The 22,080-nt window shown below is 69.2% G+C and carries 20 protein-coding genes; 9 read left to right on the forward strand and 11 right to left on the reverse strand.

Annotation, left to right across the window (positions count from 1 at the left end):
- Positions 1 to 105 precede the first annotated feature (105 nt).
- A complete protein-coding gene (locus EJC77_RS08890; protein WP_125611741.1) occupies positions 106 to 1,053 on the forward strand; it encodes a hypothetical protein in 948 nt (315 codons plus the stop codon).
- Between the two features lie 59 nt (positions 1,054 to 1,112).
- On the opposite strand, the gene EJC77_RS21340 is transcribed toward EJC77_RS08890, so the two are convergent.
- Positions 1,113 to 2,825: a PucR family transcriptional regulator gene (locus EJC77_RS21340; RefSeq protein ID WP_125611744.1), complete on the reverse strand. Its 1,713-nt coding sequence runs from the start codon at positions 2,823 to 2,825 to the stop codon at positions 1,113 to 1,115.
- Positions 2,826 to 2,953: 128 nt separating this feature from the next.
- On the opposite strand from EJC77_RS21340, the gene EJC77_RS08900 reads away from it, so the two are divergent.
- The 5 genes from EJC77_RS08900 to EJC77_RS08920 all read left to right on the forward strand — a co-directional run bounded on the left by EJC77_RS08900 (position 2,954) and on the right by EJC77_RS08920 (position 9,667).
- A complete protein-coding gene (locus tag EJC77_RS08900; RefSeq protein WP_125611746.1) occupies positions 2,954 to 4,438 on the forward strand; it encodes a CoA-acylating methylmalonate-semialdehyde dehydrogenase in 1,485 nt (494 codons plus the stop codon).
- A gap of 28 nt (positions 4,439 to 4,466) precedes the next feature.
- Positions 4,467 to 5,861: an aspartate aminotransferase family protein gene (locus tag EJC77_RS08905; protein WP_125611748.1), complete on the forward strand. Its 1,395-nt coding sequence runs from the start codon at positions 4,467 to 4,469 to the stop codon at positions 5,859 to 5,861.
- A gap of 167 nt (positions 5,862 to 6,028) precedes the next feature.
- Complete coding sequence (locus tag EJC77_RS08910; RefSeq protein WP_125611750.1) at positions 6,029 to 7,468, forward strand: aminobutyraldehyde dehydrogenase; 1,440 nt, start codon at positions 6,029 to 6,031, stop codon at positions 7,466 to 7,468.
- 51 nt (positions 7,469 to 7,519) lie between these two features.
- Complete coding sequence (locus EJC77_RS08915) at positions 7,520 to 9,187, forward strand: amidohydrolase (RefSeq protein ID WP_125611752.1); 1,668 nt, start codon at positions 7,520 to 7,522, stop codon at positions 9,185 to 9,187.
- Positions 9,188 to 9,196: 9 nt separating this feature from the next.
- Positions 9,197 to 9,667 carry an Lrp/AsnC family transcriptional regulator gene (locus tag EJC77_RS08920; protein ID WP_125611754.1) on the forward strand — a complete coding sequence of 157 codons (471 nt, stop codon included), beginning with the start codon at positions 9,197 to 9,199 and terminating at the stop codon, positions 9,665 to 9,667.
- Positions 9,668 to 9,718: 51 nt separating this feature from the next.
- On the opposite strand, the gene EJC77_RS08925 is transcribed toward EJC77_RS08920, so the two are convergent.
- From EJC77_RS08925 to EJC77_RS08960, 8 genes are all read right to left on the reverse strand, one after another.
- The gene (locus EJC77_RS08925; RefSeq protein WP_338069470.1) at positions 9,719 to 10,006 is read right to left on the reverse strand and encodes a protealysin inhibitor emfourin; all 288 of its coding nucleotides are present in this window, start codon (positions 10,004 to 10,006) and stop codon (positions 9,719 to 9,721) included.
- Positions 10,007 to 10,057: 51 nt separating this feature from the next.
- Positions 10,058 to 11,017, reverse strand: a complete 960-nt coding sequence (locus tag EJC77_RS08930) for a M4 family metallopeptidase (protein WP_205787013.1) — start codon at positions 11,015 to 11,017, stop codon at positions 10,058 to 10,060.
- A 210-nt stretch (positions 11,018 to 11,227) separates the two neighbouring features.
- Positions 11,228 to 12,151: an ABC transporter permease gene (locus EJC77_RS08935; protein ID WP_125611760.1), complete on the reverse strand. Its 924-nt coding sequence runs from the start codon at positions 12,149 to 12,151 to the stop codon at positions 11,228 to 11,230.
- A complete protein-coding gene (locus EJC77_RS08940) occupies positions 12,148 to 13,083 on the reverse strand; it encodes an ABC transporter permease (RefSeq protein ID WP_125611762.1) in 936 nt (311 codons plus the stop codon). Before EJC77_RS08940 ends, EJC77_RS08935 begins: the two co-directional genes overlap by 4 nt.
- Positions 13,080 to 14,255: a polyamine ABC transporter substrate-binding protein gene (locus EJC77_RS08945; protein ID WP_125611764.1), complete on the reverse strand. Its 1,176-nt coding sequence runs from the start codon at positions 14,253 to 14,255 to the stop codon at positions 13,080 to 13,082. Before EJC77_RS08945 ends, EJC77_RS08940 begins: the two co-directional genes overlap by 4 nt.
- A gap of 1 nt (position 14,256) precedes the next feature.
- Positions 14,257 to 15,381 carry an ABC transporter ATP-binding protein gene (locus tag EJC77_RS08950; protein ID WP_125611766.1) on the reverse strand — a complete coding sequence of 375 codons (1,125 nt, stop codon included), beginning with the start codon at positions 15,379 to 15,381 and terminating at the stop codon, positions 14,257 to 14,259.
- Positions 15,382 to 15,398: 17 nt separating this feature from the next.
- The gene (locus EJC77_RS08955) at positions 15,399 to 16,853 is read right to left on the reverse strand and encodes an NAD(P)/FAD-dependent oxidoreductase (protein ID WP_125611768.1); all 1,455 of its coding nucleotides are present in this window, start codon (positions 16,851 to 16,853) and stop codon (positions 15,399 to 15,401) included.
- Positions 16,854 to 16,856: 3 nt separating this feature from the next.
- Positions 16,857 to 18,239: an aspartate aminotransferase family protein gene (locus EJC77_RS08960; RefSeq protein WP_125611770.1), complete on the reverse strand. Its 1,383-nt coding sequence runs from the start codon at positions 18,237 to 18,239 to the stop codon at positions 16,857 to 16,859.
- 318 nt (positions 18,240 to 18,557) lie between these two features.
- On the opposite strand from EJC77_RS08960, the gene EJC77_RS08965 reads away from it, so the two are divergent.
- Complete coding sequence (locus EJC77_RS08965; protein WP_125611772.1) at positions 18,558 to 19,103, forward strand: AMIN-like domain-containing (lipo)protein; 546 nt, start codon at positions 18,558 to 18,560, stop codon at positions 19,101 to 19,103.
- A 90-nt stretch (positions 19,104 to 19,193) separates the two neighbouring features.
- Here EJC77_RS08965 and EJC77_RS08970 read toward each other — a convergent pair whose 3' ends face one another.
- Positions 19,194 to 19,628 (reverse strand): nucleoside deaminase, encoded by a 435-nt coding sequence (locus EJC77_RS08970; RefSeq protein ID WP_125611774.1) that lies wholly within the window; start codon positions 19,626 to 19,628, stop codon positions 19,194 to 19,196.
- Positions 19,629 to 19,727: 99 nt separating this feature from the next.
- Between EJC77_RS08970 and EJC77_RS08975 the strand changes: the two genes are divergently transcribed.
- Positions 19,728 to 20,429, forward strand: coding sequence for an SDR family NAD(P)-dependent oxidoreductase (locus tag EJC77_RS08975; protein ID WP_125611776.1), 702 nt, complete (start codon positions 19,728 to 19,730; stop codon positions 20,427 to 20,429).
- 15 nt (positions 20,430 to 20,444) lie between these two features.
- On the opposite strand, the gene EJC77_RS08980 is transcribed toward EJC77_RS08975, so the two are convergent.
- Positions 20,445 to 21,080, reverse strand: a complete 636-nt coding sequence (locus EJC77_RS08980) for a uracil-DNA glycosylase family protein (protein ID WP_125611784.1) — start codon at positions 21,078 to 21,080, stop codon at positions 20,445 to 20,447.
- Positions 21,081 to 21,289: 209 nt separating this feature from the next.
- Between EJC77_RS08980 and EJC77_RS08985 the strand changes: the two genes are divergently transcribed.
- Positions 21,290 to 21,904, forward strand: coding sequence for a TetR/AcrR family transcriptional regulator (locus EJC77_RS08985; RefSeq protein WP_240630013.1), 615 nt, complete (start codon positions 21,290 to 21,292; stop codon positions 21,902 to 21,904).
- Positions 21,905 to 22,080 lie beyond the last annotated feature (176 nt).

Consider the following 22,080-nt stretch of genomic DNA (forward strand, 5'->3'; position numbering starts at 1 on the left):
TGAAATTCCGCGTGTTTTCAGCACCTACTGCGTCACAGTTGGGTTCTACGGGTCGGGTTGTGGATAACTTCTGCGACCGCGAACCGAAACTGCCATGCTGGACGGATGTTCCAGCCACGACGCATCCCCGACTCGCTGTTCGCCGGCCCGTTTACGGTGGCCGAGGCGTGTGCCGCCAACATCAGCTATGGAAAGCTGCGGCACGCGGACGTCTTACGGCTCAGTCGGGGCATCAAGTCCATGAAGACCGAGGGCGATACGTCACTGGCGCTGTTGACCCGCCCCTACACGCTGGTCACCGGCTACTCCACGGCGTCCCACGCGACAGCGTTCGAGATCTGGGAATTCCCGGGATTCCTACCCGGTGCCGGGGATCCTGGCATCCATATCGCGCGGCAGTTCCCGCACACCACGCCACGCAGGGTCGGCGTCGTTGGCCATCGAACCCAATTCTGGGATGACGAGGTCGAATTCCTGGACGGGTTGTGGATCACCACCCGGGTGCGCACCTGGCTGGATTGTGCTCGAAAAATGAGCATCGACGAACTCGTGGTGGTCGCCGACCATCTGTTGCGCATCCCCCGCCCCGCGTTCGAGGGCAGGACCCGCCCATACGCCACCTCCGACCAGCTGGCGGCCATGCTGGACCGGCACTGGGGAACCCCCGGCATCCGAAAAGCGCGCGAGGCCCTCGCCATGGCCCGGGTCGGCTCCGATTCCGCTCCTGAAACCCGGCTGCGCCTGGCCGTCGTGCGGGCCGGGCTGCCCGAGCCGGAACTGAACGTACCCACACGACTCGCCAACGGCGTCGAGCGTTCCCCCGACCAGGCGTTCCGCGACTACCGCGTGGCCGTCGAATATGAGGGAGACCACCATTCGGGCGCCGACCAGGTGGTCCGCGACATCACCCGCGACGAGGACTACCTGCATTCCGGCTGGTTGGTGGTGCGCATCTCCAAACGACACATGGCCAACGAGGCGCGACCGGCCGTCGACAAGATCGGCGAGGCGCTCCGCAGTCGCGGCTGGCCTCGCCGCGCGACCCATCTGTGACGCAGTAAGTGCTGAGAATCAGCGAAATTTCAGCACTTACTGCGTCACAGATGGGTCGGTCAGCGGGAGCGTGTGGCGTCCCACGCCATGAGGGCCGCGTGCAGCCCGGCGATGACCTCGCCGTCAGCCAGGTCCAGGGCCAGCAGACCGGAAATGGTGTCCAGCCGCTCATAGAACACGGACCGGGACACGTGGCTGGCGCCGGCCGCGAGGGTCCTGTTCCCGGGGTGGGCCAGGTATGCGCGCAACACGGCGACCAGGTCCGTGCTGTGCGCCGCGTCGTGGTCCAGCAGCACGCCCAGGCTCTGCTCCAGGAACTGCTGCAGCCTTGGGTCGTCGCGTAACTGGCCCAGCAGCCGGCGCAGCCGGTGCCCTTCCAGCCGGCCCACGACGCCGTTCGCCGTGGCGGCCCCGCCGCCGCTCGGCAGCACGTCGAGGGCCTCCTGCAGTGACCCGGCCAGTCCGGCCACCCCGGCCACGACCGCCCCCACGGCCATTTTCCAAGTGACAATATTGCCGGTGACAGTCTTCCCGCCGGGAGCGGGTTCACTGCCGGCCAGGGTCCACAGCCGGTCGCCGAACGCGTCCACGGCCGCCTCGGCGGGCGGCCGGCCGGGTCCGGGCGCCGGCACCGACAAGGCCACCAGCAGGACGGTTCCGCCGCCGCGCACGGCCACGCTCGACACCGCACCCAGCCCCATCGACCGGGCCAGGCGTGTCACCTCGGCCGGTGTCATGCGACCGGACGAGGCGCCGCCGTCGCCCGGGACCGACATCGCGAGGCCGCACAGCCGGCGTCCCGTGACCGGCAGCCCCATGGCTTCGAAGCGCGAGCGCAGCGCCGATTCGCTGCGATAGCGGCCCTGCAGCAGGGACTCGATGAGCCAATGCTGCCCGGCGCGGATCCAGTGGTCGGCGCCGCCGTCGGCCAGCCTGCTCAGGGAAAGCGCGACGGCGGCCTGCTCCAGTACCAGCGCCCGTCCCGCCGGGTGGGGGTCGCCGGCGAACGCGACCAGGTGCCCCCACCGGGTGCCGCGCGCCTCGACGGGCGTGACCAGCCACCCCTCGGGTCCGAGCAGGACCGTCCGGGCGCCGGGGTCCACCGGGCGGGCCCGGTGCGCCGCGCGCGACCTGCCCTCCCAGCCGTCCAGGAGGGCGTCCTCGGCGCGGCCGACGGCCTCGAATGTGACGACCTGGTGCGCCATGTCCTCCAGGACGACCGGGCAGCCGAGGACCTGGCCCAGCTGCGCCACGATGTAGTCGGCGGGCGCGCCGCGCAGGCTCAGCCCCGTGAACAGTGCGTGCACCTCGTCGCGGGCGCGCAGGGCCGCCAGCTGGTCGGCCATGATCCGCCCGTGCACGGCCTCGGTCACGGCCACGAACTTCACCCGGTGCGCCAGCACGACCAGGGGCAGGCCGTGGCGCGCGCAGTGTTCCACGAGTGGCGCCGGCACGGTCTGGTACCGGGTGCCGAGTTCCAACACCAGGCCGGCCACGTCGGCGGCGGCCAGCTCGGCGATGTACCCGGCCATCCAGCCCTCGCCGGCCGGCCAGCCCACCCCCGTGGCCAGCAGCAGCTCCTGCCCGTCCAGCAGTCCGGCAATCTCCCGGGCCTCCACGACATGCACCCACCTGACGGCCCTGTCCAGGTTCCCGGCGCCGGCCAGCACGGTGGCCCCCGCCAGCACGGGCAGGGCCAGCACCTCGGCCACCGTGGGCAGCGCCGGACGATCTGTCCGGAAATCCGCCGAATTCCGGTTGGCTGTCCTCATCCTGCCTCCTTGAAACGGTGCGAGTATCGGTTGTGGAAAGCCTATCGCGCCGACCGGACGGAATGTCCGGCCGTACCACCACGGCCGTACCACCACAGCCGCACCAGCACACAGGAGAGCATCAACCTATGGAACTGATCCCGCACTTCATCGCCGGCGCCGAGAACCCGTCCGGCGAACGCCGCGGACCCGTGTTCAACCCCGCCACCGGGGAACAGCACCGCGAGGTGGCGTTCGCCTCGACCGCCCTGGTCAACGAGGCCATCGCGGCCGCCGCGGCGGCGCTGCCGGCCTGGCGGGCAACGTCGCTGACGAAGCGCGCGGACGTGTTCTTCAACCTGCGCACGCTGTTGAAGTCGCGCACCACCGAGTTGTCCGCCATCGTCACGAGCGAGCACGGCAAGGTCCTCTCCGACGCCGCCGGCGAGGTGGCCCGCGGCCTGGAGAACGTCGAATTCGCCGCCGGCCTCATGCACCTGCTCAAGGGTGAGCGGGACGAGCAGGTGTCCACGAACATCGACGTGCACAGCATCAAGCAACCCGTCGGCGTCGTCGGCGCCATCACGCCGTTCAACTTCCCCGTCATGGTGCCGCTGTGGATGATCGCCAGCGCCATCGCCTGCGGCAACACGGTGGTCCTCAAGCCCAGCGAGAAGGACCCGTCCGCCGCCGTGTTCCTCGCCAAGCTGTTCCAGGAGGCCGGGCTGCCCGACGGGGTGCTCAACGTGGTGCACGGCGACAAGGAGGCCGTCGACGCGATCCTCGACAACCCCACCGTCAAGGCCGTCAGCTTCGTCGGCTCCACCCCGATCGCCCGCTCCATCTACCAGCGGGCCGCCGCCAACGGCAAGCGCGTCCAGGCCCTCGGCGGCGCCAAGAACCACATGATGGTGCTGCCCGACGCCGACCTCGGCGCCGCGGCCGACGCTGCCGTGTCCGCCGCCTACGGCTCCGCCGGCGAGCGCTGCATGGCCGTGAGCGTCGTCGTCGCCGTCGGCGACATCGCCGACGACCTGGTCGGGGCCATCAAGGAGCGCCTCGGCGGCCTGAAGATCGGCGCCGGCACCGAGTCCGACACCGACATGGGCCCGCTGATCACCCGCGAGCACCGCGACAAGGTGGCCGGCTACGTGGCCGGGGCCGCCGCCGAGGGCGCCGTCGTCATCGCCGACGGACGCGAGACGCTCGTCGACGGGGACGGGTTCTTCATCGGCGTGACGCTGCTTGACCACGTCCTGCCGCACATGGACGTCTACAAGGACGAGATCTTCGGCCCGGTGCTCTCCGTGGTGCGCGCCGAGACGTACGACCAGGCGATCGAGCTGATCAACTCGAACCAGTTCGGCAACGGCGCCGCGATCTTCACGCGCGACGGCGGCGCGGCCCGCACGTTTGAATTCGACGTCGAGGCCGGCATGGTCGGCGTCAACGTGCCCGTCCCGGTGCCGGTCGGCGCGTTCTCGTTCGGAGGCTGGAAGGACTCGCTGTTCGGCGACGCGCACATCTACGGCCCGGAAAGCGTGCACTTCTACACGCGCAGCAAGGTCGTCACGACCCGGTGGGCCGACCCGTCCACGTCCCGCATCGACCTCGGCTTCCCGAGCAACTCCTAGCCCCGGCCAGTAGAAGGAGCACCACGCCATGACCGAGACCATGACCCCCGACACGGCGGCCGCCGTGGACCAGGCCGCCGTAGACCCGGGCGCCGAGGCGCGCGTCCGGCACAACGACCGCGCGCACGTGCTGCACTCCTGGTCCGCCCAGGCCGCCATCAATCCACTGCCCGTGGCCGGCGGCGCCGGATCCACGTTCTGGGACTACCAGGGCAACAGCTACCTGGACTTCGGCGCCCAGCTGGTGAACCTGAACCTGGGCCACCAGCACCCCGACCTGGTCCGCGCCATCACGGAGCAGGCCGGCAGGCTGGCCACGATCGCGCCGGGGTTCGCCAACGACGTGCGCGGCGAGCTGGCCGCGCTGATCGCGGCGAAGGCGCCCGGCACGCTGAACAAGGTGTTCTTCACCAACGGCGGCGCGGAGGCCAACGAGAACGCCGTCCGCATGGCGCGCGCCTACACGGGCAAGTCGAAGATCCTCTCGCAGTACCGCTCGTACCACGGCGCAACGTCCACGGCCATGGCGCTCACGGGCGATCCGCGCCGTTGGGCCAACGAGCACGGCGGCGCGAACGTGGCGCACTTCTTCGGCCCGTACCAGTACCGTTCCGCGTTCCACGCCGGGACGCCGGAGGAGGAATGCGCCCGGGCGCTGGAGCACCTGGAGAACGTGATCGTGCTCGAGGGCGCGTCCACGATCGCGGCCGTCATCATCGAGACGGTCGTGGGCACCAACGGCATCCTCGTCCCGCCGGCCGGTTACCTGCCGGGTGTGCGGGCCCTGTGTGACAAGTACGGGATCGTGTACATCGCGGACGAGGTCATGGCCGGGTTCGGCCGCATCGGCGAATGGTTCGCCGTGGACGCGTTCGGCGTCGTGCCCGATCTCATCTCGTTCGCGAAGGGCGTCAACTCCGGCTATGTGCCGCTGGGCGGCGTCGTCATCTCCGACGCCATCGCCGCCACATTTGACGACGTGGCGTTCCCGGGCGGGCTGACCTATTCCGGCCACCCGCTGGCGTGCGCCCCCGGCGTGGCCACGTTCGAGGTGTTCGAGCGGGACGGCATCCTGGCCCACGTCCGCGACCTGGGCTCCCGGGTCATTGCCCCGACCGTGGCCCGCTGGGTCGAGGAGCACCCCAGCCTCGGCGAGGCGCGCGGCGTCGGGCTCTTCTGGGCACTGGAGCTGGTGCGCAACAAGGAAACACGCGAGCCGCTGGTGCCGTTCAACGCCGGCGGCGCGGCCGCCGCGCCCATGGGCGACGTCGTCGCGGCCTGCAAGGCCCGCGGTGTGTGGCCCATGACGAACAACAACCGCATCCACCTCTGCCCGCCGCTGGTCATCACCGAGGACGAGCTGCGCCGGGGCCTGGCCGCGATCGAGGAAGCCATCACCGTGGCCGACGGGTTCGTGCGCTAAAACCCTTTACAAGTTCGAAATACGTTGTAGACTCGAATTACTACTTCGTATTCCGTGGCAGTGTATCTTTTTGCAGTGGCCCGGAATCCCCAGGATTCCGGGCCACTGCCGTCCTGCGGTCGTTTCCCGGCGTTTCGACGGCGGCCGCCCCACTCCCGAAGGCACCCATGACTCCCACCATGCTTGACAACCCCGGCCTGTTCATCGACGGCGTGTTCACCCCGGCCGCGGCCGGGCGCACGTCCGCGGTCATCAACCCGTCGACCGGGCGCGAGATCGCCCGGGTCGCCGTGGCGGACGCGGACGACGTCGACCGCGCCTACGCCGCCGCCCGCACCGCCGCGCGCGGCTGGGGCCGGACGACCCCGGCCGAGCGGGCGACGGCGCTGCTGCGCCTGGCCGACCTGCTCGAGGAACACGCCGAGGAGCTCATCGAGCTCGAGGCGGCCCAGACCGGCCAGCCGTACGAGATGATCGCCACCGAACAGGTGCCGCCCAGCGCCGACCAGCTGCGCTTCTTCGCGGGCGCCGCCCGCACCATGGACGGCTCCGCCGCCGGCGAGTACGTGGCCAACCGGACCTCGTTCATCCGGCGCGAGCCGATCGGCGTCGTCGGCCAGGTCACGCCGTGGAACTACCCGCTCATGATGGCCGTGTGGAAGATCGGCCCGGCCCTGGCCGGCGGCAACACGATCGTGCTCAAGCCCTCCGACACCACGCCGTTGACCACGCTGAAGCTGGCCGAATTGGCCGGCCGCGTGTTGCCGGCCGGCGTGCTGAACGTCGTCACGGGGGACCGGGACACCGGACGGGCCGTCGTCGAACACGCCGCCCCCGAACTGGTGTCCATCACCGGCAGCGTCCGGGCCGGCATGGAGGTGGCCAAGTCCGCCGCCGGCGACCTCAAGCGCACGCACCTGGAGCTCGGCGGCAAGGCGCCCGTGCTGGTCTTCGCCGACGCCGACCTGGACAAGGCGGTGGCGACCATCGCCATGGCGGGGCTGTTCAACGCCGGGCAGGACTGCACGGCCTCCACCCGCGTGCTCGTCGCCGCGGAGATCCATGACGAGTTCGCCGCCGCGCTGGCCGCCGAGGCCGCCCGCTACACGGTCGGCGGGCCGGACGAGCGCGCCGATATGGGCCCGTTGAACAACGCCGCCCAGCTGGCCCGCGTGGCCGCCGTCGTCGACGCCCTGCCTATGCACGCCCGCGTGCTCACCGGCGGCAAGGCGATCGACCGCGAGGGTTACTTCTTCGAGCCGACGGTCGTCGCCGGCCTCAAACAGTCGGACGCGGCCGTGCAGGAGGAGATCTTCGGCCCGGTCATCACGATCCAGTCGTTCGACTCCGAGGAACAGGCCGTGGAGTGGGCCAACGATGTCGCCTACGGGCTCTCCTCCAGCGTGTGGACCCGCGACGTGGCCCGGGCCATGGACATCAGCCGGCAGCTGGACTTCGGTGCCGTGTGGATCAACGACCACATCACCATCAGCGCCGAACTGCCGCATGGCGGGTTCAAGCATTCGGGCCACGGCAAGGACATGTCCGTGTATGCCGTGGAAGACTACACGCGCATCAAGCACGTCATGGTGAACCTTGAACGGTAGCGACCCGGCAATGCACTGCTCCCCACCCAAGCATCCCTCTGGAAGGACCCCATGACCGCCGACCTGCTCATCCACTCCGCCCGCATCTTCGACGGGCGCACGCTCCTCGGGGATGCGACCGCCGTCGCCGTCGCCGACGGCGTCATCACGGCCGTCGGCAGCACCCGGGATCTGCTGTCGTCGCACGGGGACGCGGCCCGGGTGCTCGACGCCGGCGGGAACCTGCTGTGCCCCTCGTTCACGGACGCGCACGTGCACCCGATCATGGGCGGCTACGAGATGGGCCAGTGCGACCTGTCCGGGGCGGCCGACGCGGACGCATGCCTGGCCCTCATCGGCGCCTACGCCACCGCCAACCCCGACCTCGACTGGATCTCGGGCGGCGGCTGGCGCATGCCGCACTTCGACGGCGGCAACCCCACGGCCGACCTGCTGGAGCGTGTTGCGCCGGACCGGGCCGTCTACCTGATCAACGCCGACCACCACGGCGCCTGGGTCTCGCCCGAGGCGCTGCGCCGCGCCGGCATCACCGCCGCCACGCCGGATCCGGCCGACGGGCGCATCGACCGGGACGCGGACGGCCGCCCCACGGGCACGCTGCAGGAGGGCGCCATGGACCTGGTCGGCTCGCTCCTGCCGGCGCCCACGGACGGGCAGTACACCGCTGCCCTGCACCGCGCCCAGGCCTACCTGCACACGCTGGGCATCACCGGCTGGCAGGACGCGATCGTGGGCGCCTACGCCGGCCACCGGGACACCACCGACACGTACCTGGCCGCGCAGGCCGACGGGTCGCTTGACGCCCGCGTCACCGGGGCGTTGTGGCTGGACCGCGGCCTGACCCTCGACGGGGTCCAGGACGCGGTCGCGGCGCTGGTGGCCCGGCGCGAGCGGATCGCCGCGGCGCCATCGGGCCCCCGGGGCCGGTTCACGGCGAACACGATCAAGATCATGGTCGACGGCGTCGCCGAGTCGGAGACGGCGGCGCTGAAGGAGCCCTACCTGGATCGCTGCGGCCATGCCGGTGACCACAGCGGCACGTCCCATTTCGCGCCCGAGGTGCTCACCGCCGTCGTCCGCGCCCTGGCGCTGGCCGGCTTCCAATTGCACTTCCACACGATCGGCGACCGGGCCCTGGCGGAGGCGCTCGACGCACTCGAGGCCGCCCGGGATGCCGGGGACGACGGCGCGGCGCGGCACCACATCGCGCACCTGCAGCTCGTCGACCCCGCCGACGTGGCCCGGATGGCCGCGCTCGGCGTGACCGCCAACCTGCAGGCGTTGTGGGCGTGCAACGACGACGCCATGACGGAGCTCACCGTTCCGATCCTGGGCGCGGAGCGGGCGGGCCACCAGTACCCGTTCGGGGACTTCCTGAGGGCCGGGCTGCCGCTGGCCATGGGGTCCGACTGGCCGGTGTCCACGCCGGACCCGTGGCAGGCCATCCATGTGGCCGTGAACCGGACGCCGCCGGGGAAGGACTCGGCCGCGCCGCTGCTGCCCGCGCAGGCCCTGACGCTGGGGCAGGCGCTGGCCGCGTACACGTCCGGCTCGGCGCGCGTCACGCACCACGACGACGCCGGCGGCATCGCCCCGGGCCGGCGGGCCGATATTGTGGTGCTGGACGCGGATCCCTTCGCCCTGCCCGCGCGGCGGCTGTGCGAAGTGGCCGCCCGGATGACCGTGTTTGCCGGAAAAGTGGTGTATGCCAAGGAATAGGAGCCGTTCGTGGCCGTGAGTCCGGACCAGAACCAGACCGAGCTGGATGACATTTCCAAGAAGATCATCGAGCAGCTGCAGGAGGACGGGCGCCGCTCCTACGCGGCCATCGCCGAATCCGTGGGACTCTCCGACGCGGCCGTGCGCCAGCGGATCAAGCGGCTGATCGACTCGAAGCTGCTGGAGATCGTGGCCGTCACCGACCCGCTGCGCGTCGGCTTCTCCCGCCAGGCCATGATCGGCGTCCGCGTGCAGGGCCGGTTGGAGGACGCGGCCGAGGCGCTCGACGAGTTCCCGGAGGTCAGCTACGTGGTGCTCACGGCCGGCACGTTCGACCTGCTCGTCGAGGTGGTCTGCGAGGACGACACCCACCTGCTGCGGCTGTTGAGCCGCATGCGGGAGTTGCCGGCCGTCGTCACCACCGAGACGTTCATGTACCTGAAACTGCACAAGCAGCGGTACGACTGGGGCACCCGGTAGGCTCAAAGGCGATCCGGATTCAATCCGTGAAGCATGTGCGGTCGTCCGCTGTCACGCCGGGTGCGCGCGCCGACGGAGTTCTTCGATCAACGGCCGCAACCCGTGCGGGATCTGCGCCTCCGTGAGCTCCACGATCTGCGGGCCGGCTGGGCGGGAGACCGCCAAGCGGTACCGGGGCTGCGTGGCGGCACCCGATGGAAGGGATTGCACGGCTCCCGCAAGCCCTTCCAGAGCCCCCAGCACCTCGGCGGCCAGTGCCGGCGCCAGGTCGTCGGTGTCCATGGCGGCGCCTAGGCGTTGGCCTGTATAACCGCCGCTGATGGTAAGAGACACATGCATCCGGCACCGCCCAAACTAGTCCAACCGCTGGATCTTCGGAGTCTATCGCGGCTACCAGAAGCCCTGCTGCCGCGCTGCCGAACGCACAACCTGTCCGGCGTTGGCAGGCACCTGCCTGGCGCGGGCAAGAATTCGTGCCTGGGCGGCCGCGACCACGGCGGCATCATTGAAAACCGCGGTGGGCCACAGGTTTTGCAACGTCTGGTACATGATGAGCGCGCCGGCATCGATCCCGATCTCCTTGCAGATCAGGTAGAACCAGCGGTTGGGAATGCCGGACATGACGTGCGGGTCGGCCGGAGCGTAGCCGCTCATGTCCCGGGGTTGCGGATCGCGTCCAAGAATCGGGTCGTCGTAGGCGGTGCCCGGTTCAGCCATGCTACGCAACGCCTCACCATAGAGGTCATCGGCCATGATGTCCTCCCCGATGAGCCAGTTGTGGGTGCCGGCATCTCGGTTGTTGGCCCAGGCGTCGATCGCGGAACCGAACATGTCGCTGAATGACTCGTTGAGGGCCCCGGTCTGGTCGGGGGTGTAGTTCAGCCCCGCGGTGTACTGGGTGACACCGTGGGTCAGTTCATGGCCCGGGACGTCGAGGTCATTGGTGAGGTCCTTGAAGATCGTCCCGTCACCGTTGCCGAACACCATCCGCGTGCCGTCCCAGAATGCGTTGTTGAAGCTGACGCCGAAGTTGACGTTGGCGATGAGGTTGAGTCCGGCGTTGTCGATGGAGTTGCGGCCCAACTTGTCTTTGTAGTACTGCCGGACCAGGCCAAGGTAGTCGTAGGCCCGGTCCGCGTTCTCGCCGGCCACGGCGGGGTCTCCTTCGCCGCGAATAAAGTTCACGTCGAAGGTCCACTGGTTCTGGTCGTCATAGATGAGCCTGCCCGCAGTCGCGGGCTGCGGGAATTGCAGGCCGGCGGTGATGCCCTCCGCGCCCGGCACGTCGGACGCCGGCCCCGTCAGGCCGGAGACCAAGTTCTTGCGCTGGCGCCGGATCTGGGCCGACACGACGGACGAACGCTGGGAACTTGACGGTTCAAGGTGTTCCCGCGCGTGGACGCGAGCGATGTTGTCGAGGATGTGTGGTGGGACGAACGAGCAACGGTGAGACATGACGCAACCCCTTGATCAGCTACCGACTCGCCGGGCACGAGCCGGTAGCCACCAGTACATCCCGGCCCGCGTTACCCGGGTGTTATTCGGCGGACGTGCGGAAGGTCAGGAGCCGGCCATGGTCTTGGCGATGTCCTCGGTGCTCTCCCCGAACCGGCGCAGCACGAGCGCCACCACGGCCAGGGCCGCCAGCGTCAGCAGCAGCATGATGGTGGACACGGCCGCGATCTCGGGCCGCAGCGACACCTTCAGCGCGCTGAAGATGTAGACGGGCCACGGCGTGTTGCCGGGCACCTGGACGAAGCTGGACACGATCGTGTTGTCCAGGCTGAGCGTGAACGACATGAGCGCGCCGGCGAGGATGCCGGGGAACGCGATGGGCAGGGTGATCTGGCGGAACCGGTTCCACGGCGTCGCGTACAGGTCGGCGGCCGCCTCCTCGAGCGCCATGTCGGCCCCGGACATGCGCGCCCGCACAATGAACGTGACGACGGCGATCGACATGACCGTGTGCGCCACGACCAGGCGCACCATGCCGTTGTTGATCGGGGCGAAGCCGAAATCCGTGCCGAGGCTGACGAACCAGGGCAGGATGGAGATGGCGTCGACGATCTCCGGCGTCACCAGCGTGGTGGCCAGGACGGCCGTGAGGATGAGAGCCCACTTCGCCTTCTTCTTCGCCCGGGCCAGCGCCAGCCCGCCCAGGGTGCCCAGCACGGTCGAGAGGATCGCCGCGCCCAGGGCCGCCTCGAGCGAGGTGAGCACCGATCCGCGGATCACCGCGTTGCCGGCCGCCCGGGTGTACGCGGTGAAGCCGAACCCCTCCCAGGCGGCCAGAAGGCGCCCGGTGTTGAACGAGTAGATGACAATGACGACGATCGGCAGGAACAGGAACGCGAACACGAGGATGCCGAACACTGCCATGCCGAGGTTGATCGGGTCGCGGCGCCTGCGCCGGGCCCGGACGATGGGAGGTACGACGGCGGCCTCGGTCCGGGCGGGCGGGTCCAGCAGGTCGGTGGTGCTCATGCGGCGGCCTCCTCGATGACTGCGCTTTCAATGTCTGTGCGGTCCATGACAACGCGGCGGTTGTGGCGAAGCACGGCGCGGACGGCCAGGATGACCGCGCCGACAATCGCCACCGTGAGCAGGATGAAGATCATCAGCACCACGGCCATGGCCGAGCCGAGCGCCCAGTTCTGCGCGGAATTGAACTGGTTGGCCACGAGCTGGCCCACCATGTTGCCCTGTGCGCCGCCCAGCACCGAGGCGGTGATGTAGTCGCCCATGAGCGGGATGAACACGAGCAGGCAGCCGGAGGCGATGCCCGGGGCGGCCAGCGGCAGCGTCACCTGCCACAGCGTCCGCCACCTGTTCGCACCCAGGTCCCGGCTGGCCTCGCGCAGGCTGGCCCCGGCCCGGTCCATGGCGACGAACAGCGGCATGACCATGAGCGGCAGGTAGTTGTACACGACACCCAACTGCACGGCGGCCCGGGTGTACAGGATCGACAGCGGACCGGTGGTCAGGTGCATGGTCTGCAGGGCATCGGACAGGAACCCCTCCGGGGCCAGCAGGATCTGCCAGCCGAGCGTGCGGACCAGGAAGTTCGTCCAGAACGGCACCAGCACCAGCGCCAGCAGCAGGGCCCGCCACCGGGAAGGCACCTTCACGGCCAGCCAGTACGCGAACGGCACGCCGATGAGCAGGCAGATCAGCGTGCCGACGCCGGCGATCTGCAACGTGTTCCAGAACGTCGACAGGAACGTCGGGTCCGCCGTCTCGAAGTACCTGTCCAGCGAGAGGACGGAGTTGTCGTGGGCCGTGAACAGGTCGGGCTTGAAGCCGAAGCTGTACCACAGCACCAGGGCGACCGGGATGATGAAGAAGAAGGCCAGGTAGGCCCACGTGGGGAACGCCAGGGCGGCAACGCCCACGCTGTTCCGGGATAGTTTGCTCATGCCCCCGCCTTCGATTCCATCCGGTTGAGGATCTGCACCCGGCGCTCCTGCGCCTCGTTCAGCACGGCCGACTTCAGCCGGTCCAGCACGTCGTGCGGCGGGAACACCAGGTCCGGCAGTTCCATCTTGTCGGCCAACGCGGCCTCCTTCAGGCCCTTCGCGCCGGTGTGGTAGCCGATGTACTGGACCTCGCGCAGCGCCGCCTCCGGTGTCAGCATGTGGTTGATGAACGCGTACGCGGCGTCCGGGTGCTGGGTGCCGGTGGCCACCGCCCAGTTGTCCATCCACAGGTTCGCCGTCGGTGTCGGGAACACGAACTTCCAGCGCTCCGGGTCGCTGCTGGAGAGCATGCCCTGCCGCGCGTCGCCGTTGAACGCCTGCATGAGCGCGAACGTGCCCTGCGGGATGCCCGTGGACACGATCGTGGAATTGAACGCCCGGATGTTCTTCGCCAGCGTGTTGACCAGGTAGTCCTCGGCCGCGTCCAGCAGCGTCGGGTCCTCGGTGTTCATGTCGTGGTGCTTGGCGGCCAGGTAGATGGCCACGACTTCCCACGAGTCCTCCAGCACGGCCGTCTTGCCGGCCGCCTCCTTCGACGCGGCGTCCAGGAAGTCCTGCCACGAGGTGAGCTCGCGCTTGATGATGCGGGTGTCGTACACGTACCCGGTGGTGCCCCACGCCTTGGGCAGGCTGTACTTGTTGCCCGGGTCCCACGCCTGGTCCAGGTATTCCGGGTCCAGGTTGGCCATGTTCGGGATCAGTGCGTGCTCCAGTGGCTGCAGCAGACCGTTGGCCGCCATCTGCGGGATGTACACGCCGGTCGGGACGATGACGTCGTAGCCGCTGGTGCCGCGCGTCGCCGCCAGCTTCGCGATCAGTTCCTCGTTGGAACCGAAGCTGTCCAGCTGCACGCGCACGCCCGTGGCCTCGAAATCGGCGATGTCCTCCGGATCCTCGTAGTCGCCCCACGAGTAGACGTTCAACTGGTTGCCGACCTCGCCGTTGGGCACGGCCGAGGCGGCGAAGCCCTGGCTGCGCCCGCAGCCGGACAGACCGGCGGACGCGGCGATGGACAGGCCGACGACGCCGAATCCGCCCAGCAGGGCACGCCGGCTGATCCACGGCACGGCGTCGGCCGGTGCCAGCACCTTCAACGGATTGTTCCCGTGCATCTCACTGGCCGCCAGTACTCGGGTGCGGGTTCGGGAACACCTGCACGTGCGCCGGGGCCCAGCTGCACCACACCGTGCTGCCGGCCGGCAGCAGCTCCCCGTGCAACGGTGGGACGCGGGCCAGCAGTTCGTGCCCGGAGCCGGTCGTGAGCTGGTACTGGATCGTCTCGCCCAGGAATGATACGGCGCCGACCGCCGCCTTGACCACGTTGACGTCCGTGTCCGGACGGACCGTGGAGACGGTGATCGACTCGGCCCGGACCGCGGCCAGCACGGCCGAGCCCGCAGGCGCCGCGTCGGCATCCGCCGCCGCGATCTCGCCGTCGGCCGTCACCAGCCTGCCGTTGCCGGCCACCGTGCCGGCGATGAAGTTCTGCTTGCCGATGAACCCGGCCACGAACGACGTGGCCGGGTTCGTGTAGATGTCCTCGGCCGTGCCGACCTGTTGCACGCGCCCGTCCAGCATGACGACGATGCGGTCGCTCATGGACAGCGCCTCGGCCTGGTCGTGCGTGACGAAGACGAACGTGATACCGAGCCGGCGTTGCAGCAGTTTCAGCTCCAGTTGCATCTCCTCGCGCAGTTTGCGGTCCAGCGCGGACATGGGCTCGTCGAGCAGCAGCACCTTGGGACGGTTCACGATGGCACGGGCCAGGGCCACGCGCTGCTGCTGGCCGCCGGAGAGCATCTTCGGGTTGCGGGTGGCGAACGTGCCCATCTGGACCAGGTCCAGCGCCTCGGTGACTCGTGCGCCGATTTCGGCACGGGATGTGCGCCGCTGCCGCAGGCCGTACGCGACGTTCTCCGCCACGCTCATGTGCGGGAACAGCGCGTACGCCTGGAACACCGTGTTGACGGGCCGCTTGTGCGGCGGCACGCCCACCACGGAGGACCCGGCCAGCACGATGTCGCCCTCGTCCGGCTCCTCGAAGCCGGCGATCATGCGCAGCAGCGTGGTCTTGCCGCAGCCGGAGGGTCCCAGCAGGGACAGGAACTCGCCGGATCGCACGTCCAGGTTCACGCCGGCCACGGCCGTGGCCGTGCCGTATCGCTTGACCACGTTTCGCACCTGGACCGAACCGGCCTCGGTGGCGACCGGCGGTGCCAGTGTTGATTGTTGAGTCACGTATTTTCCTTCAACGGTTAGGAGTCGAAGCCGAGCCCGACAGCATCGAGGGTTTTCAGGAACAGATTGCGTTTGCCGCCGTTATGGTCCGCCCGGTCCAGCGACCAGCGCGTGGCCTGGATCCCGGCGGAGGCGAACGGCTCGGGCGGGAACGGCAGTGGCTTGCTGCGCACCATCTTCAGCCGGGTCCGTTCGGTGTCCCGCCCGGCCAGCTGGTCGAGCATCACCTGGGCGGCGAACCGGGTGGCACCCACGCCGAGTCCGGTGAAGCCGGCCGCGTAGGCGACGCGGCCGCCGCGGGCCGTGCCGTAGAACGCGCAGAACCTGGTCGAGGTGTCGATGGCGCCGGCCCAGCGGTGGCTGAACCTCACGCCCTCCAGTTGCGGGAACGTGGTGAAGAAGTGGCCGGCCAGCTTCCGGAACGTCTCCGGCCGGTCCTCGTACTCGCTGCGGACGGTGCGCCCGAAGTTGTACAGCGCGTCGTAGCCGCCCCACAGGATGCGGTTGTCGGCGCTGATCCGGTAGTAGTGGAACTGGTTCGCCACATCGGACAACCCGGCCCGACCCTGCCAGCCGATCGACGCCAGCTGCTCGTCGGTGAGCGGCTCGGTCATGAGCACGTAGTCGTAGACGGGCACGGTGTAGAGCCGGTTGCGCTTGAGCAGCGACGGGAACACGTTGGTCGCCAGCGCCACCTGGCCGGCGCGCACGCGGCCGCGGTCTGTGTGCACGACGACGGCGCCCGTGCTCCGGGTGCCCGGCACAGCATCCGCGTCACGCCTGTCCGAGTCGAGGGACGTGGCGGCCGAGTTCTCGAAGATCTCCACGCCCGCCTCGCGGCAGGCTCGCGCCAGTTCCCGGGCCAGCTTGGCGGGGTGCACCATGGCCGTGCCGGTCTTGTGCCAGAGCCCGGCCAGGTAGGTGGGGGAGTTGACTTCCGCGCGGACGGCGTCGGCGTCCAGGAACACCGACTCCGTCCCGTCGGCGGCTTCCCGCAGCCACTGGACCTGGTGCGGCTCGATCGCGACGTCGATGGCGCCGGTGCGCTCGAAGTCGCAGTCCAGGCCCAGATCGGCCACGGTCTTCTCGATCTCGTCCAGGTTCTGCAGGCCTTGCTCGTCCAGCCGGTCGATCTCGTCCGGGAACCGGCTGGCGCCGTTGTCGTGCCCGTGCGTGAGACTGGCGTCGACGAATCCGCCGTTGCGGCCCGACGCCGCCCAGCCGACGGTGTGGGATTCGAGCACCATGACCCGGCGGGCCGGGTCCTCCTGCTTGGCCAGCAACGCCGTCCACAGCCCGCAGTAGCCGGCACCGACCACCACGAGGTCGGCGCTGTGCTCGCCGGTGAGCGGGACGCCCGGGGTGATTGGGCCGACGTCGTCAATCCAGAACGGGACGTTCCGGGTCCCGGCAAGGGAGGCGTCGATGACGGCGTCCGACGGCTTGGCGCGTTCAAAGATGGTGCGCGCCATGGGCTAGAGCAATTCCTGTGCGCGGGTGAGGGAGGAGCGCAGGATCTGCTCGATCTCGTCGAACTCGCCCTGGCCGAGGATCAGCGGCGGCGAGAGCTGGATGACGGGGTCGCCGCGGTCGTCGGCGCGGCAGTACAGGCCGTTGGCGAACAGGTCCTTGGACAGGAAGCCCTTGAGCACGCGGTCGCATTCCTCGTCGGTGAACGTCTCCTTGGTGGCCTTGTCCTTGACGAGTTCCAGCCCGTAGAAGTAGCCGTCGCCGCGCACGTCGCCGACGATCGGCAAGTCGGTGAGCTTCTCCAGGGTGCTGCGGAAGGCCTGTTCGTTGCCCCGGACGTGCTCGTTCAGGTGTTCGCGTTCGAAGATGTCCAGGTTGGCGAGGGCGACGGCGGCGGAGACCGGGTGCCCGCCGAACGTGTACCCGTGGCTGAAGACGTTGCGGCCGTCGGCGAACGGCTCATACAGCCGGTCCGAGGCGATGAGCGCGCCCATGGGGGAGTAGCCGCTCGTCAGGCCCTTGGCGCAGGTGATCATGTCCGGGAGGTAGTCGTAGCGTTCGGCGCCGAAGTAGGTGCCGAGCCGGCCGAAGGCGCAGATGACCTCGTCGCTGACGAGCAGGACGTCGTACTCGTCGCAGATCTCGCGCACACGCTGGAAGTACCCGGGCGGCGGCGGGAAGCAGCCGCCGGCGTTCTGCACGGGTTCCAGGAACACGGCGGCCACCGTGTCGGGGCCCTCCTGCAGGATGACGCGTTCGATCTCGTCCGCGGCCCAGCGGCCGAACGCCACCGGGTCGTCGCCGTGCAGCGGGGCCCGGTAGAGGTTGGTGTTGGCGGCCCGGAACGTGGAGGGCACCAGGGGCTCGAAGTTGACCTTCAGCTCGGGGATGCCCGTGATGGACAGGGCGCCGTGCGTCGTGCCGTGGTAGGCGGTGGTGCGGGAGATGACCTTGTGCTTGCCGGGCTTGCCGGTGATCTTGAAGTACTGCTTGGCAAGCTTCCACGCCGATTCGACGGCCTCCGAGCCGCTGTTCGTGAAGAACACGCGGTTCAGGTCCCCGGGGGCCAGGTCGGCCAGCCGGCCGGCCAGTTCCGCGGCGGGCTCGTTGGCGTACGACCATAGCGGGAAGTAGGCCAGTTTCTCGGATTGGCGGGCGGCGGCCTCGGCCAGTTCGCGCCGGCCATGGCCCACCTGCACGGTGAACAGGCCCGCCAGTCCGTCGAGGTAGCGCCTGCCGTGGTCGTCAAAGACGTATGCGCCCTCCCCACGGACAATCATCGGCAGGTCTGCGGCGTCGGCCGGCTGGCCGGAGAAGTGCAGCCACAGGTTCTCGTGGGCCTGGCGTTTGGTCAGTTCGGCGCCTTGGGCGGCCAGCAACTGGGACATCATGTGCTCCTCGGATCAGGCCGCAACATCGAGTTCGATGCGCGGTCTGTCCAGTCTGCCGTCGGGGGCACGGTTTTTACAAGTGAATCAGTGGAATTCTTTTTATCTGACTTCAGATTCCGTTGTGATGACGAGCGATTGCTTGAAATGCGTTGACTTGATCCGAAAATGTGATATGGAGCACAGGCGTGCGGGGGTGGGTGGCCGCGGCGGGTTCGATCAAGATTCGGCGCCAACTTCCCGCCGGCCGCCGCTTACGTGACCTGCGTCACATACCATGGATCCACCATTATCGCAACTTTCAAGGGGTTGTTTTCCATGAAGAAACTTCGTTCGTTGCTGGCGGTCCTGATCCTGGTCGCCGGCTTCGGGCTCGTGGCACCCGGAGCCGCCAGTGCGGATGCGGTCTGCCCGATCACCTGGGGATCGCTGCCCAAGGCCAGCGGAACCACCTCCAGCGCACCGCTGGTCAACGTGCGGGCCGGGTGGCATCTGTGCTTCGACCGCCTGGTGCTTGACGTCAAGGGCGGGGCGCCCGGCTACAACGTCAGGTACGTCAGCGCCGTCCTGGCCGAGGGCAGCGGGAAGGTCGTGCCGCTGCGCGGCGGGGCGTTCCTCAGCGTGACCGCGCTGGTGCCGGCCAACTACCCGAACGGCACGCCCAGCTACGTGCCGGCCAACCCGCGGGAACTGGTCAATGTCACCGGATTCCTGACGTTCCGCCAGGTCGCCTGGGCCGGCAGCTTCGAGTCCCACACGACGATCGGCCTCGGCGTCCGCGCGCGTTTGCCCTTCCGGGTGTTCACGCTGGCCGGGCCGGGGAACCTGTCGCGGCTGGTGATCGACGTCGCCCATCACTGGTGAGTTCCCGGCCCCGCCCATCCGGGGCGCAGTTGCGCACGAAAACCGGCGGGTTTTCGTGCGCAACTGCGCCCCGGTTCCGCTTGTGCCGGGTTATTCGGCGATGTCCTCGGCCCACAGCGACGGGTGGTCCTGCTGGAACCGCTCCATCAGGCCCACGCACCGCTCGTCGTCGAGCACATCCACCGTGACGCCCCGCGAGCGCAACACGTCGAGCTCCCCCGGGAAGGTCCGGGCTTCACCGACCACCACGCGCGGGATCTTGAACAGCAGGATGGCCCCGGTGCACATGGCGCATGGCGCCAGCGTGGTGTACAGCACGGTGTCACGGTACGTCTGTTGCCGGCCGGCCGCCCGCAACGCGGCCATCTCGCCGTGCGCGATGGGGTCGGCATGCTGGACGCGGCCATTGTGGCCGACGGCGATGATCTCGCCATTGCGCGCCAATGCCGCGCCGATCGGGATGCCGCCCTGGGACAGGCCCTGCCGGGCCGCGGCCACGGCGGCCTCAAATGCTGCGTCAGTCATTGGAACTCCTCGTGCGCTCGGATACGTTGCACGATACCCGCCGCGGACCGTGTGCCGGTAGCACTTTCGGCCGAGCCCGCCGTGGGCCAGACTGGGGGCATGGCAATCATCCTGGTCACCGGGGCCTGCCGCGGCCTCGGCTATGAAACCGCCCGGCAGCTTCTCGCGGCCGGGCACACCGTCTACGTCGGCGCCCGCGACCCGCAACGCGGCCGGGCCGCCGTGGCAAGCCTGGCCAGTCCGCAGGCCCACCTTGTGGCGTTGGACGTCACCAGTGACGAGTCGGTGGCCGCCGCCGCGGCCCTGGTCCGGCGGGAGGAAGGGCGCCTGGACGTGCTGGTCAACTCCGCGGGCATCTCCGGCGGCTTCGTCCCGGCCGAGCAGCTGACGGCAGCGCACATGCAGTCCGTCTTCGACGTCAACGTGTTCGGCGCCGTCCGCACCATCACGGCGTTCCTGCCGCTGCTGCGCGAAACGGCCGGGGCCGTGGTCAATGTCAGCAGCGGAATGGGCTCGCTGGGCCTCACCACCGACCCGGACCGGCCGGAGTCGACGCTGGCGTCTGTGCCGTACCCGTCATCCAAGGCCGCGCTGAACATGCTCACCACGCAATACGCGAAGTTGTTTCCCGAACTGCGCTTCAACGCGGTGGACCCCGGCTACACGGCCACGGACTTCAACCGGCGCCGCGGCACGCAAACGGTCGCCGAGGGGGCGGAGATCATCGTGCGCCTTGCCGCGGCCGGCCGCAAGGCGGGCACCGGGGCGTTCGTCTCCCGTTCCGGCCCGGTGCCCTGGTAGGCCCGTGGGTGACGTTTACCGTCCACCGATCGGCAGCCCGCAACGCTTCATGGACTCGCCGTAGGCCTTGGCGGACTCCAGCAGCCACTGTTCCTGGCGCGCGGGCGAACCGGCGAAGCTGCGTCCGCTCAGGGACCGGACCTTATGGATGCCGAAGCCGCGCTTGTACAGCATGTGTCCCTGCGCCTTCTGCAGCTGGTCGGCCAGCCGGTGCGCTTCCGTGCCATGGGCCACGAGGGCGCTGGCGCGGGGGACGAGCGTCAACAGCTTGACCAGGGGGCGCAGGCCGGCTTCGATCTGCGCCGGTGCCAGCCGGCCATTCGGCTCGCCGGGCGTGAACCACGGATGCACGTTCCACGGCATGACGTAGGAGGGGCGCAGGCCCAGCTGCCAGTGGACGCCCAGCAGCCGGGTGGCCGCCTGCTCGTCGCCGGCCGTGACGAAGCCCGACGGGTCGATCTCACCAACATTGGAGAACAGTGCGATGATCCGGCATTCGTCGACATCGTGCGCCGGGTCGACGTAAGCCACCCGCTGGTCGGGGCGGGCTTCCTGCAGCGCGTCGCAGAGCTCCGTCACCGGCGCGATATTCGCCTCGTAGCGGGCGTTCCAGAGCTGTTCTTGGTGCGATTCGGCGGCCACGGATGTCATTAGGGGCATGCTCTCCTTCAAAGGCGGGGGCGGGGCGGCGCGGCGCCTCCCCACAGGCCCGTTTCCGGCCGTTCAGCTTACCAATTTTGGGGTGGCACCGGACGGTCCCGGGCTGTGCTAGACGCCCCGCCACCATGTTTTTGTGAGAAATCCGACACCGACTCCAGACACGTGTTGAACAAGTGTTCAACATATTAAACCTGCGTTCAATGGAGCGGGATCTGACCACCCGGGCCCGCATTCGGGATGCGGCCATCGCGGCGTTCGGCGCCAACGGGTTCACCCGCACCACGGTGCGCACCGTCCCGGCCGCCGCCGGCGTGAGCCCCGGCCTGGTCATCCACCACTTCGGCAGCAAGGACGGGCTTCGCGCGACGTGCGACGAGCATGTCCTCTACAACAGTTCGAGCCGGGCGATCGACACGACGGACGCTGAGCGCATGCGTGCCGGACTTCTCGAGTACCTGGGCCACCCGGAGCGCTACGTTCCCGAGGTCGCCTACATCCGCCAGTCCGTGGTGGACGAGTCCGACGTCGAGGACGCGTTCTTCGATGCCCTGGTGGACCAAACCGTCATGATCCTGGAGGAGGGGATGGCGAAAGGCGGCGTCCGCGCGCTCGAGGACGTCCGCGGCGTCGCCGTGCTGCCGGCCACCAACAGCATGGGCGTGCTGGTGCTGGGACGGCACATCGCCCGCAGCCTGGGTACCGGGGACGACGTCATGGACATGGTCCGGCGCATCGGCGTCCCGGCCGCTGTCCGTGTACATCAACCCGCTGTACACGGACAGCGGCATGCCGGACGCCACCCGGGCCGCCTTTGAACAAGCCGGTGAACAGGCGAGCGCGCCAACAACCGCCCACCCAGGCACTGAAGAACCCCGGGACACATCGGAAAACTGCGAGAGGTGCACCATGAACACAGCCATCGAGGCGATCGGCCTCACTGTTGACCGTCGCGTTATTTGACGATGGCGGCGTCGCCTTGGATGCCGATGGG

Source organism: Specibacter cremeus (assembly GCF_003946885.1).
In the GTDB taxonomy this organism is placed as follows: domain Bacteria; phylum Actinomycetota; class Actinomycetes; order Actinomycetales; family Micrococcaceae; genus Specibacter; species Specibacter cremeus.